14 protein-coding genes are annotated in these 13732 nt (G+C 72.9%); 4 read left to right on the top strand and 10 right to left on the bottom strand.

Annotated features, from left to right (window positions below; genetic code table 11):
- Positions 1-25 precede the first annotated feature (25 nt).
- The gene (locus DMB42_RS36670; protein ID WP_125642692.1) at positions 26-2131 is read left to right on the top strand and encodes an alpha-galactosidase; all 2106 of its coding nucleotides are present in this window, start codon (positions 26-28) and stop codon (positions 2129-2131) included.
- On the opposite strand, the gene DMB42_RS36675 is transcribed toward DMB42_RS36670, so the two are convergent.
- The 5 genes from DMB42_RS36675 to DMB42_RS36695 form a co-directional block, all read right to left on the bottom strand.
- Positions 2128-2748: a hypothetical protein gene (locus tag DMB42_RS36675; RefSeq protein WP_125642695.1), complete on the bottom strand. Its 621-nt coding sequence runs from the start codon at positions 2746-2748 to the stop codon at positions 2128-2130. The two genes, DMB42_RS36670 and DMB42_RS36675, sit on opposite strands and share 4 nt — an antisense overlap.
- On the bottom strand, positions 2735-4330 hold the full coding sequence (locus DMB42_RS36680) for a VWA domain-containing protein (RefSeq protein WP_260478155.1): 1596 nt from the start codon (positions 4328-4330) through the stop codon (positions 2735-2737). Before DMB42_RS36680 ends, DMB42_RS36675 begins: the two co-directional genes overlap by 14 nt.
- A complete protein-coding gene (locus DMB42_RS36685; protein ID WP_260478156.1) occupies positions 4327-5514 on the bottom strand; it encodes a toxic anion resistance protein in 1188 nt (395 codons plus the stop codon). The genes DMB42_RS36680 and DMB42_RS36685 overlap by 4 nt, the downstream gene beginning before the upstream one ends.
- Entirely contained in the window at positions 5511-6590 is a 1080-nt protein-coding gene (locus tag DMB42_RS36690) for a hypothetical protein (RefSeq protein WP_125642698.1), read from the bottom strand. Before DMB42_RS36690 ends, DMB42_RS36685 begins: the two co-directional genes overlap by 4 nt.
- 175 nt (positions 6591-6765) lie before the next feature.
- Positions 6766-7137 carry a hypothetical protein gene (locus tag DMB42_RS36695; protein WP_148109016.1) on the bottom strand — a complete coding sequence of 124 codons (372 nt, stop codon included), beginning with the start codon at positions 7135-7137 and terminating at the stop codon, positions 6766-6768.
- A gap of 182 nt (positions 7138-7319) precedes the next feature.
- On the opposite strand from DMB42_RS36695, the gene DMB42_RS36700 reads away from it, so the two are divergent.
- Positions 7320-7967, top strand: coding sequence for a DedA family protein (locus DMB42_RS36700; RefSeq protein WP_125642704.1), 648 nt, complete (start codon positions 7320-7322; stop codon positions 7965-7967).
- Here DMB42_RS36700 and DMB42_RS36705 read toward each other — a convergent pair.
- From DMB42_RS36705 to DMB42_RS36720, 4 genes are all read right to left on the bottom strand, one after another.
- Positions 7911-8651 carry a GntR family transcriptional regulator gene (locus DMB42_RS36705; RefSeq protein WP_125642707.1) on the bottom strand — a complete coding sequence of 247 codons (741 nt, stop codon included), beginning with the start codon at positions 8649-8651 and terminating at the stop codon, positions 7911-7913. The genes DMB42_RS36700 and DMB42_RS36705 overlap by 57 nt on opposite strands.
- A 54-nt stretch (positions 8652-8705) precedes the next feature.
- Complete coding sequence (locus DMB42_RS36710) at positions 8706-9410, bottom strand: HAD family hydrolase (protein WP_185845042.1); 705 nt, start codon at positions 9408-9410, stop codon at positions 8706-8708.
- On the bottom strand, positions 9407-10132 hold the full coding sequence (locus DMB42_RS36715) for a hypothetical protein (protein ID WP_125642712.1): 726 nt from the start codon (positions 10130-10132) through the stop codon (positions 9407-9409). The genes DMB42_RS36710 and DMB42_RS36715 overlap by 4 nt, the downstream gene beginning before the upstream one ends.
- A gap of 110 nt (positions 10133-10242) precedes the next feature.
- Positions 10243-10905 (bottom strand): GntR family transcriptional regulator, encoded by a 663-nt coding sequence (locus DMB42_RS36720; protein ID WP_260478157.1) that lies wholly within the window; start codon positions 10903-10905, stop codon positions 10243-10245.
- 59 nt (positions 10906-10964) lie between these two features.
- Between DMB42_RS36720 and DMB42_RS36725 the strand changes: the two genes are divergently transcribed.
- Positions 10965-12152 (top strand): CaiB/BaiF CoA-transferase family protein, encoded by a 1188-nt coding sequence (locus tag DMB42_RS36725; protein ID WP_125642715.1) that lies wholly within the window; start codon positions 10965-10967, stop codon positions 12150-12152.
- Entirely contained in the window at positions 12149-12970 is an 822-nt protein-coding gene (locus tag DMB42_RS36730; protein WP_125642718.1) for a CoA ester lyase, read from the top strand. Before DMB42_RS36725 ends, DMB42_RS36730 begins: the two co-directional genes overlap by 4 nt.
- Here the strand turns inward: DMB42_RS36730 and DMB42_RS36735 are convergent.
- Entirely contained in the window at positions 12967-13605 is a 639-nt protein-coding gene (locus tag DMB42_RS36735) for a TetR/AcrR family transcriptional regulator (protein ID WP_229824439.1), read from the bottom strand. The two genes, DMB42_RS36730 and DMB42_RS36735, sit on opposite strands and share 4 nt — an antisense overlap.
- Positions 13606-13732 lie beyond the last annotated feature (127 nt).

A 13732-nucleotide genomic window follows, 5' to 3' on the forward strand; every position in this document is an offset into this window, starting at 1 on the left:
CTCGTTTCACGTGATATTCGGTGTGATGTACCGACATGAGGAGTGTGACGTGCCCCCCGTCATCCTTTCCGCGGCCGGCTCGGCCCTGGTGCTCGACGTCTCCGGCCCCGGCCTGCCGCGGGTGCGGCACTTCGGCGCCGACCTCGGGCCGGTCACCGGAGCCGACCTGCTGCCCGCCCTGCTGTCGCTGACGGCCGCGCTGCCGCTGCTGCCCGGCCAGGGCGACTCCTGGTACGGCAGGCCCGGCCTGTCCGGCGACCGGGCCGGCGAGCACTGGCCGGTGCGCTGGAGCGTCGAGAACGTCGAGACGGCGGCCGAGCCGGGCGCCGGCGGCCGGGCGACCGTCGCCGCCGTGGACGCCGAGGCGGGGTTGCGGCTGGTCAGCGAGCTGGCCATGGACGCCTCCGGTGTCGTCATGATGCGGCACACGGTGACCAACACCGCCGCCTCGCCGTACCGGGTGCAGGGGTTGACCTGCGCGCTGCCGCTGCCCGCGCGGGCGGGGGAGCTGCTGGACTTCACCGGCCGCTGGGCGCTGGAGAAGGTGCCGCAGCGCAGGGAGTTCGGGCAGGGGGTGTGGGCGCGGGAGAGCCGCCGCGGCCGCACCGGGCACGACGCGACCGGCCTGCTCGTGGCCGGTACGCCCGGATTCGGCTTCCGCGCCGGCGAGGTGTGGGCCGTGCACGCGGGCTGGAGCGGCGGCCACGTCCACTACGCCGAACGGCTCGTCGAGGGCCAGGCCGTGCTGGCGGCCGGCGAACTGCTCGAACCCGGCGAGATCACCCTCGCCCAGGACGAGAGCTACACCACCCCCTGGGTCTACTTCACCTGGTCCGGCAGCGGCCTGGACGAGGCCGGCGGCCGCCTGCACGACCACCTGCGCGCCGCCCGCACGCTCCCGGTACGCCCGGTCACGCTGAACAACTGGGAGGCCACCTACTTCGACCACGGCCTCGACCGGCTGCGCGAGCTGGCCGACAAGGCGGCCGCCGCCGGGATCGAACGGTTCGTGCTCGACGACGGCTGGTTCCGCCACCGCCGCCACGACCGTGCCGGGCTCGGCGACTGGTACGTCGACGCGGACGTGTGGCCGGACGGCCTGCACCCGCTGGCCGAGCACGTACGCGGGCTGGGCCTGCAGTTCGGCCTGTGGTTCGAGCCCGAGATGGTCAACCCCGACTCCGACCTGGCCCGCGCCCACCCCGACTGGATCCTCGCCCGCGCCGACCGGCCGCCCGCGCTCTGGCGCAACCAGCAGGTGCTCGACCTGGCCCGGCCCGAGGTCTACGACTACCTCCTCGACCGCCTCGACACCCTGACCGGCGAGTACGCCCTCGACTACATCAAGTGGGACCACAACCGCGACCTGGCCGAGCCCGTCCACGACGGCGTGCCGGGTGTGCACGCGCAGACCGAGGCGGCCTACCGGCTGATCGACGAGCTGCGCCGCCGCCATCCCGGGCTGGAGATCGAGTCGTGCTCGTCGGGCGGGGCGCGGATCGACTACGGCGTCCTGGCCCGTACCGACCGGGTGTGGGCCTCCGACTGCAACGACGCCCTCGACCGGCAGGCCATCCAGCGCTGGACCGGGCTGCTGGTGCCGCCGGACCGGATGGGCTGCCACGTCGGCGCCCCCCACGACCACATCACCGGCCGCGCGCTGCCGCTCGCCTTCCGGGCGGCGACCGCGATGTTCGGCCACATGGGCGTGGAATGGGACCTGACCTCGGCGAGCCCCGAGGAGCTGGAGGAGCTGGCGGTCTGGATCGCGCTGCACAAGCGGCTGCGCCCGGTGCTGCACGCGGGCCGCGTGGTGCGCGCCGACCACCCCGACCCCTCGACGCTGGTGCACGGCGTCGTGCTGCCCGAGCGGGCCGTGTTCGCCTGCGTCCAGCTCACCAGCCGCGTCACCGTCAGCCCCGACCCGCTGCGGCTGCCGGGGCTCGACCCCGCCGCCCTGTACGAGGTGCGCGTCGCGGGCCCGCTGCCCGCCGGGGCGGGGCTGCCGCAGTGGGTGCTGGCGCCGGTGCGGCTGCCGGGCTCGGTGCTGGTCGAGATGGGACTGCCCGCGCCCGCGCTGCTCCCGGCCTCCGCGCTGGTCTTCGAGGTCGTACGGGTGTCCGCCGGCTAGCCCAGGTCCAGGTCCGAGCCGCCGAACTTGTCGCGCAGGAACCGGCCCTGGTCGCGCAGCGCCTGCTCGTCGCCCCGGTGGACGGCCTCGGCCACCTCCCGCAGGCCGGCGTCCAGGAGGGCGAGCTGGGCCAGCAGCTCCTCGTGCGCGCTGCGTTCCCGGCCGGCCCGCCGGGTCAGGGCGTACCCGCGCGGCAGGTTCGCGTACGCCTCCAGGCTGGCCGGCAGGTAGCTGCGGACCGTCTGGGACACCACGTGCAGCCGGTCGGGGGAGGCGGTCAGCTGCTCGGCCCGGCCCAGCACGCCCCTGACCACCTCGGCCAGCCCCGCCACGGCCGCCTGCACGTCGGCCGGGAAACGGCCCTCGATCCGGCGCAGCAGCGCGTCGAGGTCGTCCCGCAGCGCCGACGTCTCGACCTCGGCGTGCGAGATCCGCAACCGCAGGCGCTCGGGCGGGGCCAGCAGCGCGCCCGCCCCGTACAGGGCCGCCACGACCACCGGCCAGAACGCGCCGGCCAGCCCGAACAGGTGGGCGACCAGGCCCAGAAGCGCCAGCACGCAGCCCGCGATGTTCCTGGTCGAGCCCAGATAGCGCAGGACCCGCTCACTGATAGCCACGGATCTCCTTGAAGGCGCCGCTCAGCGACGTGGAACGGGCGTCGAACACGGCCCCGCCGGTCAGCGCCGCGATCTTGCGCATCTCCCCGTCGTCGCTCTCGCCGAACAACACCACGAACGTCGGCGTGCGCCGCCGCTCCTCCGGCAGGGCCCGGTAACGCGACTCGAAGGCGGCGTAGTCCGAGCCGTCGGTGTTCTCGCCGTCGGTCATCAGCACGATCGAGCCGTAGTGGCCGGGCGTCACGGGACGGTCGTAGGCGGCGGCCAGGCTGTCGTAGATCGCGGTGCCCCCGCCGGCCCGCAACCCCTGAGCGAACCCCTTGATCCGCGCCAGCTCGGGCGCCGGGTCACGTTCGGGGACGGCGAACGGCACCGGCGTGCCCGGCCGGTCGTTGAACGGGATCATCGTCACCGCCTCCCGGCTGCGAAACCGCGAGAACGCGCCCGAGGCCGAGGTGTCGGCGCCGGTCAGCGCCACCAGCGCCTGCCCGACCGCCTCGATCCGGTCGCCCTGCATCGAGCCGGAGGTGTCCAGCACGAACAGCGCCTCGGCCGGGACGCGCACCCGGTCGAGGTAGGTGGCGATCAGCTCGTCGGCCGTGCCGCGCCGGTTGGGGAAGGGCAGCTCGATGAGCTGCGCCGCGCCGGAACGCGGATCTGGGGCCACGCCGGGCGTGATCGGCCGCCGGTGCGTGCCCGTCACGATCTCCCGCTGCACGGCCGGGGTGCGCAGCCACTCCGCGAGCCTGCCGTACAGCCGCCGCTTCGGCTCGGCGGCCGAGGCGAGCAGCGTCAGCGGGTAGTCGGCGCTGACCACGCCGTCGTCCGGGTAGACCAGCGTGACCGGGTCGCGCAGGCCGAGCAGGACGGACTCGTAGTTCACCATGCCGTCCACCCGCGGGTCGCGGGCGTAGGCGTCGGCCAGCCAGCCCGACGAGCCGGCCGTCAGCCGTTGTGCGGAGAAGAAGTCCTTCAGCCTGGGCGTCACCGCGCGGGCCTGCTCGGCGCTGAGCGCGCCGTCGGCGCCCGACAGCGCGGCAGCCACCCCGACCAGGGCGGAGAAACCCGAGTTGGACGAGGCCGGGTTCGTCATGCCGAAGCTGAACCGGCCCTGCCTGGCCGCCGCCGCGATGTCCGACCACGACACCCGGCCCTTGTCCCAGCCCAGCTCCCGGGCCTTGGCGGGCTTGAGCCCGAGCACCACCGGAGACACCATGATCTTGGTCTGGGTGGACAGCCTGGCCTGGGCGCCGTCGATGAGCGACAGGTAGCGGTTGGAGGAGAACCAGATCGCGTCCAGCTCGCCGCCGGCGCGCCCGCTCGCGACCCGCTCGGCGCCGTCCAGCGTGCCGGTGTACGTCAGCCGCACCTGGACGCCGATCTCGCCGGCGGCCTTCCTGAGCAGGGGTTCGAGGTCCCTGATCTCGCTGCCGGCCAGCACGCGCAGCACGTCGGGGCCGTCGGCGGGCACGCCCCCGCCGTCGCCGTCGCCGTCGCCGCCGCGGCCGCCACCGCAGGCGGCGGCCAGCAGCAGGACCGTCCCGAGCGCCCATCCGGCCCGGCGCCTCATACGCGGCCTCACGCCGACTCCCGCGAACGCTCCAGGTACACGCGGGCGTGCTCCAGCTCGGCGCCCAGGCTGTCCACCGTGGCCGCCATGTTGTCCACGGCCTTGGCGCGGAAGGCGTCGATCGTGTCCATCGTGGCGTACACGTTGTCGAACGCCTGCCGCAGCGTGTCCAGGTCCACGGTCGTCGAGGCGGCCTGGTTCTGGATCGCGCCCGCCTGCGTGCGCAGCATCTCGCTGGTGGCCAGGATGAGGTCGCTCGTCGTGGCGTTCAGGGCGGTGATCTGGTCGAGCACCAGCTTCTGGTTGGCCAGCGCCTGCGCGACCGTCACCGCCGTGCGCAGCGCGGCCACCGTGGTCGTGGTCGCCCGGTCCACGCCCTTGCTGAGCTCCAGGTTGTTCTTGCGTACCAGGTCGAGCGCCAGGTAGCCCTGGGCGGAGACGGCGAGCTGGGTGAGGATGTCCTGGTGTTTCTGGCGCACCGCGAACAGCGCGTCGGAGCGCAGCGCCGTGGCCCGCTCCTCGTCGGCCAGCGTGATGCGCTCCTCCAGGGCCGCGTCGAGGGCCTTGGCCATGACCGCGTACTCCTGGAGGCGGGTCATGGCCTCCCACAGGTTCGCCTTCTCGCCCTCGATGGCCGCGTTGTCGCGCAGCAGCTCGTCCTGGCCGGACTTCAGCGCGCGGATGATGTCGTCGAGGTGCTGCTGCGCCGAGCGGTACTTGGCGAAGTAGTCGCGCAGCCGGTCGCCGAACGGGATCAGCCCGAGCAGCCTGCGCGGCCCGCCCGCCGCCTGCTTGGGATCCAGGTCCACCACCGTACGGCGCAGTGCCACCAGGTCGGCGGCCACCTTGGCCTGGGCGTCGGCGCCCTCGCCGCGGGCCGCGTCGAGGGCCGCGACCGGGCGCTTGAGCATGCGGTTGGCCACCTGGGAGGCCGACCTGATCTCGGTGTCGCCCATCGAGGCGAGGTCGTGCACCTTGCGGCCGAACTCCGACGAGCGCGGGTCGAGCCCGCTCAGCTCGCCGGCGAAGTCCCGTGCCTTGGCGGCCAGCTCGGCCGCGCGCCCGTCGGGCAGGGGGAGCATGGTGGCCGCCGTCTCGGCCGGCACCGGCTGGACCGGCGCGGGCGGCGTGAGCACCAGATCGGACACGTCGGAGTTCTCCTTGCTGGAAGGGGTCTTGCCGGAAGAGGCGGTCACGGGCGGGAGGCGTCGATCGTGGTGATCAGCTTGTCCAGGCGCTCGTAGACGGGCGGCTCGACCACGTCCACCAGGTCGGCGACCGGCGTGCCCGCCTTGGCGGCCCGGTCGGCGAAGGCCCGCGGGTCGGCGGTGCGGAATCCGTGCGCGGCGGCCAGGGAACGCAGCTCGGGGTCGCCGGTCAGCAGCTCGCCGACGCGGGTTCCCGGCGCGGACAGCGGGACCAGGGTGTGCTTGCTGAGCACGGTGGGGGCGGGGTAGACCAGCCGCATGTCGGGCCGGATCGCGCCGTCGCGGGCGAAGACGTGGGAGAGGTACTGGGCCTCGTACACGACGAGCATCGGCGTCTTGCCGGCGCCGAGGGCGAGATAGTCGTCGAAGGAGGCTTCGCTCGTGGTCTCGGAGAAGCCCTGGTCGAGCACGACGGGGGCGAGGACCGGCGCGATACCGGCGATCTGCGCGTCGGAGGTGATCACGTTCTCGCCGTTGGTGACGTAGCCGAGGGCCGACAGGTACATGGCCGCGCTGTTGGACGTACGGATGTCGGTGGTGGTGAGCAGGACCCGCTTCCGGGCACGATATACATCGTTACCCGGGATTTGATCCCATCGAGTGCCTTTAGCCGTTAATTCCAGATATTTCTTTATATCGAGTAGTTGTGGGCTTTTGCCGGAATTGCTGAGCAGGCCGGCCTTCGTCAGCAGCCCCGCGATCGGCTCGAACGTGGCGATCGCCATCGGCGAGTAGAACGGCGAGAACGTCGTCGTCGCGCCCCGGTCACGCTTGATCTTCTCGGCGGCGGGCGCGCCGGAGGGGAAGGCGAAGGCGTACCGGCCGAGGTCCACCTCCGTCGCGATCTGCCGGGAACCGGCGGTGTCCACCTCGACCCGCAGGCCGTGCCGGGCGAAGGCGGCCCTGACCGCCGGGTCGTCGAAGAACGGCTTCTTCTCCGAGCCGATGACACCCCGTACGACACTGAGCTCCGGCGCCTCGGCCGAGCGGTTCCCCAGGACGACCGCGACCACCGCCACCCCGGCCAGGACGGCGGCCAAGGCGACGCCGACCCATCGCTTCATCGCATCCCATTTCGCGAAATATCCCCCATGGCAGGGATTATGGGAGTGCGATTGTCGGGGGAGTACGTCGGAAAGCCGACCTTACGCCAGAATTCACCCGCCGTTCACGAGCCCCGGACATTCCACCGGCCCCGGCCCAGCGGCGCCCGAAGCGTTCCCGCCGTTCCCGGTGTTCTCAGTGGGCGATGGGACGCCAGGACGCCCAGTCGATGCGGACGCGGTCCGGCCGGGCCGCGTCCACCTTGACCGGGAGCACCGCGCCCGGCACCACCAGGCCCATCGGGACACGCGGCAACGTCTGCCGGTGGACGACCCGGTACGCGGGCCCCTCAACCGGCTGCACCACCAGCCCGAAGCTGACGACGGGCTGGTCGTTGACCGTCATGTGGGTGTCGGCCATCGACTCGACCACGGCCTGCGCGGGAATCCCGGTCGCCAGGAGCCGCTGCCCGTTCCTCGCCATGATCAGGAACGGCAGCCCGACCGCGGCCGTGATCAGCGTCGTCGCGCCGATGATCGCCACAGCCAACAAGATTCCCGTGGTCACTGTGCTTCCCCAGTTCTGTCCTCCGCCCGGCGTCCGGGCGGCTCGTCTCGTCCGATCTCGAAGGAGTCTGCGGCCGCGGGCTTGACCTCCGCTTGATCACCGGTTGCACCCCGGGTGCCGGGGGCGTGAGGTTCGGGTGGCGGAGGGCCGGAAGACCCGGCGGGCGGCGTTATGGTGGCCGCGTGCATATCGACGAATGGCTGCAAGCGATCCCCGCCGCCTGGTTGTGCGCGATGGTCGCGCTGGTGATCGGCCTGGAGAGCCTCGGCATCCCGCTGCCCGGCGAGATCGTGCTGGTCAGCGCCGCCATTCTGTCCGCCAAGGGCGTGGTCAGCCCGGTCGCGGTGGGCGCGTGCGCCAGTGCCGGGGCGATCCTGGGCGACTCCGCCGGCTACGCCATCGGCCGCAAGGGCGGACGCAGGCTGTTCGACCGGCTGGGCCGGCGTTTCCCCAAGCACTTCGGCCCCCGCCACGTCGCCAAGGCCGAGAGCTACTTCCACCGCTACGGCGTGTGGGCGGTGTTCGTCGGCCGCTTCATCGCGCTGCTGCGCATCCTGGCCGGGCCGCTGGCCGGGGCGCTGCGCATGCCGTACTGGCGGTTCGCGGTGGCGAACGTGCTGGGCGGGATCGTGTGGGCGGGCGGCACCACCGCGGTGATCTTCTATCTCGGGCTGGTGGCCGAGAAGTGGCTGAAGGGCTTCTCGTGGGTCGGGCTCGGCGTGGCCGTGGTGTTCGGCATCTGCACCACGCTCTATCTCAAGCGCCGCGCGGCCTCAGCGCTCGATGAGGGTGACCTCGAGGGAGTAGTGAGAGGCCCGGTAGACGTGTGAGCCGTGCTCGACGGCCCGGCCCTGGTCGTCGTACGTCGTCCTGACCATGGTGAGCAGCGGCGCGCCGCGGCGCTCGTCGAGCAGCTTGGCCTCCACCTGCCCGGCGGCGCGGGCCCCGATGCGCTGGTTGGCCACCCGCATGCGCACGCCCGCGCCGCGCAGCAGCTCGTACAGGCCGCGCACCTCCAGGTCGGCGGAGGAGAGCTGGGCCAGCCCCGGCGGGAGCCAGTTGTGCAGGACGGCGAGCGGCTCGCCGGCGGCGAAGCGCAGGCGTTCGAGGTAGAGGACCTCGCTGCCGGGCTCGACGCCGAGAATGGCCGCCTTGTCCTCCTCGACCGGGCGCGGCTCCAGCGCGAGCACCTGCGTGGCCGGCTCCTGGCCCGAACGGCGCAGGTCGTCGTAGAGGCTGGTCAGCTCGACCGAACGCTTGACCTGACCGTGCACCACCTGCGTGCCGACGCCGCGCTTGCGTACCAGCAGGCCCTTGTCGACCAGGTATTGGATCGCCTGGCGGATCGTCGGCCTGGACAGGCCGAGCTTGTCGGCGAGCAGGATCTCGTTGTCCAGCCGGGAGCCGGGCGTCAGGTCGCCTCGCCGGATCGCCTCGGCGATCTGCTCGGCCACCTGGAAGTAGAGCGGCACAGGGCTGGATCGGTCCAGGTCGATGGCCAGGTTCGGGGTCATGCTGATCAGCTTAACCGAGGTCAGAATGTCCAGACAAATAGCGAACACGTAAGGTCATGGGCGGGCCGCGAGCAGCGCGAGCAGCTGGGGGAGCTCGGTGAGCGAGGTGATGCGCGGGAACCCGGCCGGCGCGGGCTCGGCGCCCAGCCGGTCGATCCACACCGAGGGCATGCCGACCGCCGCCGGGCCGCGTACGTCCTTGTCGAGGTCGTCGCCCACCAGCAGCACCTGCTCGGGCGGCAGCCCGAGCGCCCGCGCGGCGGCGGTGTAACAGCCGGGGGAGGGCTTGAACTGCCCGCCCAGGCACTCGCCGGTCAGCACCGGGCCCAGGTCGAGGCCGAGCGCGCGGACCTTCGCCTCCTGCACCCCCTGCGACCCGTTGGTCAGGATCCCGAACGTGTGGCCCCGCAACCGCGCCAGCGCCGGCGCGACGTCGGGGTAGGCGGCCCAGCCGCGCCGGTAGTGCTCGGCGTAGGCGGCGAAGCCCGCTTCGAGGTCGGCGGGCGGCTCGACGCCCAGCTCCCGGCACAACGCGCGCACGCGGCGGCGGCGCTGCTCCTGCCACGAGCACTCGCCCGCCTGCCAGGCCGCCAGATGGGGGATCTCCAGCGCCGCCCACAGCGCCGCGGCCTCGGCCAGGCGCGGATGGCCGGGCGCCAGCGCCGACACCCACGCGGTGAGCGCGTCGGGGGCGGCGCCGCGATGGTCGAGCAGGGTGCCGTCCAGGTCGAACAGGATGCCGTTGATCGCGCCGTTCACCCGGTGAGCATATCGGCGACGACCCGGGCGGCCGTCTCGCGTGGCGGGTAGCCCAGGGTGAGGCCGCGCACCGACGGCGGCGCCTGCGCGAAGCGCGCCTCGGCGTCCTCGCACAACACGTAGTTCAGGGCGGGGGAGTGGTGGCGGTGGGACTCCAGCGCGGCCACCTCGGCCTCGGCCGTCCGGCCGGGCAGCGCCTCGCGGTAGTCGGCGATCAGGGCGGGGAGGTCGAAGAGCCGCTCGTACGGCTCGGTCGTGCCGGCCACGACGCGGACCGCCGCGCCGTCGGCCCACGCCCGGTAGACCAGGCCGGTGCCGCCGCTCTTGGCGAACCAGCGCAGCGCCTCCTCGGCGGGCAGGGTGAAGGTCCCGTACGGTTTGCGCCCGTACAGGAGGGCCTCGGCGATCCAGCGGTCGCACCACCGCTCGTCGCGGTACGGCGTCGGCGATCCGGGGTCGCAGCTCAGCCCCTGGGCCAGGACCGGGTTCCAGGCCGAGACCAGCGGGCTGCTGAAGCGGGGCATGCGGGGGCCGAGCCAGTGGCTCAGCGCGTAGCCGTACCAGACGGTGACGACCTCGGTCTGCCGTTCGGGGCGTCTGCGCTCGTAGACGCCGTTCATCACCTGGCCGTCGGGGTGGCGCCAGGAGCCCGGCTCGATGGCGTCGTCTGTGGGGACCGGAGGGGTGCGGTAGTCGGGATTGAGCGTCCACGCGTCCGCCACAGTGTCGGCTCCTTCGGCGTCGGGATCGCGGCAAGACCATCAGAGTGACTCATCGTGCAACACCCGTCACGGTGAATCAATGAACCGGGTGTGAACGATGATGTTTGTCATCAGTGGTGCTTGCGGTACTCGCCCGCCTGCCGGATGTGGTCGATCATCACGCGCTCGGCGGCGTCGGCGTCGCCGGCCTCCAGGGCGGCCAGCAGTTCCTCGTGGGCCTGGAGTTGCCGCCTGACCTGTTCCGGGTCGAGCCACAGCGACGCCTCGGCGGGCACCGGGACGCCGTTGCGCACGGACCGGGCGTGCGCGCCGAGGAAGGCGGGGCCGCCGATGTCGACGATACGCAGGTGGAAGTGCCTGCTCTGGTCGCCGAGCCGGTCGTGCCTGCCCTGCTCGGCGTCGGCGGTCATCGCGCGGTGCAGGTCGCGCAGCCCGGCGAGGTCGTCCTCGGTGATCCTGGCCGCGGCCAGGCGCGCGCCCAGGCCCTCGGCGGCCGCGCGCAGCCCGTAGTACTCGGCCAGCGCCTCGTCGCCGAGGTCGATCACGGTCGCGCCGTGGTGGGCCTCGTAGCTGATCAGGCGGTCCTTCTCCAGGCGGCGCAGCGCCTCGCGGACGGGGGTGATCGAGACGCCGAGCCGCCGGGCCACGGCTCCGGCGCGCAGCGCGGTGCCGCCCGGGATGCGGCCGCCGCGGATCTCGTCGAGGAGCACGGTGTAGACGTAGTCGGCCTTGCTCATGGGCGGCGTGGGTGGCTTGGGCTCTGTGGCTGCCATGTCACCAGTCTCTCGCAGGGCGGTCGCACCTATGACTTATTTCTTATAACTTACATTTTATGACAAGTCTCGCCGACCTGCGGGTCATCGACGCGGCGACGTTGTTCGCCGGCCCCTCCGCCGCGATGATGCTGGGCGACTTCGGCGCCGACGTGATCAAGATCGAGCACCCGCGCCGCGGCGACCCCTCGCGCGGCCACGGCGCCTCGGTGGACGGCGTGGGCCTGTGGTGGAAGTCGTTGTCGCGCAACAAGCGCACCGCCGCCGTCGACCTGTCGCGCGCCGAGGGCCAGGAGATCCTGCGCCGCCTGGCCGAGCGCTCCGACGTGCTGATCGAGAACTTCCGGCCGGGCACCCTCGAACGCTGGAACCTGGCCCCCGAGGACCTGCTGAAGGCCAACCCGCGGCTGATCGTGGCCAGGATGACCGGGTTCGGGCAGGTCGGCCCGATGGCCGGGCGGCCGGGCTTCGGCACGCTGGCCGAGGCGATGAGCGGGTTCGCGGCCATGACCGGCCAACCGGACGGGCCGCCGACCCTGCCGCCACTGGCCCTGGCCGACGGCATCGCGGGCCTGGCCATGTCGTACGCGATCATGGTGGCGCTGCACGCCCGCGCGGCGACCGGGCGCGGCCAGGTCATCGACCTGGCGATCATCGAGCCCATCCTGGGCCTGCTCGGGCCGCAGATGACCGCGTACAAGGCGCTCGGGGTGGTGCCGGAGCGCACCGGCAACCGGTCCAGCAGCAACGCGCCGCGCAACACGTACCGGACCCGCGACGGCCGCTGGCTGGCGATCTCCACCAGCGCCCAGCCCATCGCCGAGCGCGTCGTCACCCTCGTCGGGCGTCCCGACCTGGTCGAGCAGCCCTGGTTCGCCAGCGGCCACGGCCGCCTCCAGCACGTGGACGAGCTGGACGAGGCGGTCGCCACCTGGATCGCCGCCCGCGACGCCGAGGAGGTCATCGCCCGGTTCGAGGAGGCGCAGGCCGCCGTCGCCCCGATCTACGACGTCACCGACCTGGCCCGGGACCCGCAGTACGCGGCGCTCGGCACGTTCGTCGACCTGCCGGACGAGGAACTGGGCACGGTCACCATGCAGAACGTGTTGTTCCGCCTGTCGGAGACGCCCGGCGAGATCCGCTGGCCCGGCCGCCCGCTCGGCCACGACACCGACGAGGTGCTCGGCGAGCTGGACTACCCGGCCGAGACCGTCGCCGCCCTGCGCGCGGACGGGGTGATCGCGTGATCGCCCCCGTCACCTGGCTGTACGTCCCCGGCGACCGCCCCGAACGGTTCGCCAAGGCCGCCGCCTCCGGCGCCGACGTGGTCATCATCGACCTGGAGGACGCCGTCGCCCCCGCCGGGAAGGACGCCGCCCGCGCGAACGCCGTCGCCTACCTGCGCGGGCGCGAGGCCGCCGCCGGGCCGCGGATCCACGTCCGGGTCAACGACGTGGCGACCGATCGCGGACGCGCGGACCTGGCGGCCGTCGGCGAGCTGGCCGACGCCGTACGGCTGCCCAAGGTCGAGTCGGCCGCCGCGCTGGACGGCCTGCCCGGCGCGGCCCCCCTGTACGCGCTGCTGGAGTCGGCGGCCGGGATCGTCGAGGCCAGGGCCGTCGCCGCCCACCCGCGCGTGGCCGGTGTGGCGCTGGGCGAGCAGGACCTGGCCGCCGAGCTGTCGATCACCGACGAGAGCGCCATGAACCACCTCAGGTTGCAGGTCGTGCTGGCCGCCGCGGCGGCGGGCCTGCCGCCGGTGCCCATGTCGGTCCACCCCGACGTCAAGGACGAGGACGGGCTGCTCGCCTCCTGCCGGGCCGGCCGCGCGCTCGGCCTGTTCGGCCGGACCGCCATCCATCCCCGGCAGCTCCCGGTGATCCGGCGGGCCTTCCGTCCCGGCGAGGAGGAGAGGGCCAGGGCCGCCGAGATCGTCCAGGCCGCCGAGGCCGCCGAGCGCTCGGGCGCGGGCGCGGTCGCCCTGCCCGACGGCCGTTTCGTGGACGCCCCGATCGTCGCCAAGGCCCGCCGCGTGCTGGACCTGGCGCGCCGGCTCGCGGACTAGCGCGAGGGGTACCAGCGGACCTGCAGCTCCTCGTCGTCCGGGGCCGGGCCGGGCAGGTCGCGGTGGGCGGGCGGGACCCGCAGGGAGTCCATCACCAGGGCCAGGTAGCGGTGGCGGAGCTGGGAGGTGCGCTCCTCGTCGCCGAGCTTGATCGAGGCGATCTGCTCGAACAGCAGCGCGATGTCGGCCACGGTGACGTCGTCCCGCAGCACGCCCGCCGCCACGGCCCGGTGGTGCAGCCGCGTCGCCAGGTCGCCGGCGCGTACGGCGTCGTGGTAGAGCTCCTCCGTCGGCTGGAAGGTGCCGGCCAGCTTGATCGTCAGGGAGTTGGTGTCAGCGTCCACGATGCCCCGCAGGTAGGAGGCGAACGCCTCCCAGGGGTCGCCCTCGTCGTCCATGGCCTGCTGGGCGACGGCGACGTAGAGCTTGAGCCCGTCGCCGCACAACTTCTGCAGCAACGCCTCCTTGCTGGGATAGCGGCGGTAGAGCGCGCTGATCCCGACCCCCGCCTTCTCGGCCACGGCCGCGATGGGCGCGCCGGGGTCGGCGGTGAAGACCGCCCTGGCCGACTGGAGGATCAACTCGTCGTTACGGGCGGCCTGAGCCTTGCGGCCGCTCATGGGTGCGCTGGTCATGCCTCCATCATACGGGAACGAATAATTCCGTTCTACTACTTCGCGTTCCTTGCATTGGTCCGCATGTCTATACAAAGAGATCACATTGGGGTAGAACCGGGGCTAGCCCGTTGGTCTTGGAGGTGTC

It is taken from the genome of Nonomuraea sp. WAC 01424 (assembly GCF_003947315.1).
In the GTDB taxonomy this organism is placed as follows: Bacteria; Actinomycetota; Actinomycetes; order Streptosporangiales; family Streptosporangiaceae; genus Nonomuraea; species Nonomuraea spiralis.

Coding starts and splice junctions, on each gene's coding strand:
- DMB42_RS36735 (WP_229824439.1), bottom strand. CDS start 13,605: ATGACCAGCGCACCCATGAGCGGCCGCAAGGCTCAGGCCGCCCGTAAC.
- DMB42_RS36690 (WP_125642698.1), bottom strand. CDS start 6,590: ATGAAGCGATGGGTCGGCGTCGCCTTGGCCGCCGTCCTGGCCGGGGTG.
- DMB42_RS36725 (WP_125642715.1), top strand. CDS start 10,965: ATGACAAGTCTCGCCGACCTGCGGGTCATCGACGCGGCGACGTTGTTC.
- DMB42_RS36670 (WP_125642692.1), top strand. CDS start 26: ATGTACCGACATGAGGAGTGTGACGTGCCCCCCGTCATCCTTTCCGCG.
- DMB42_RS36720 (WP_260478157.1), bottom strand. CDS start 10,905: ATGGCAGCCACAGAGCCCAAGCCACCCACGCCGCCCATGAGCAAGGCC.
- DMB42_RS36705 (WP_125642707.1), bottom strand. CDS start 8,651: ATGACCCCGAACCTGGCCATCGACCTGGACCGATCCAGCCCTGTGCCG.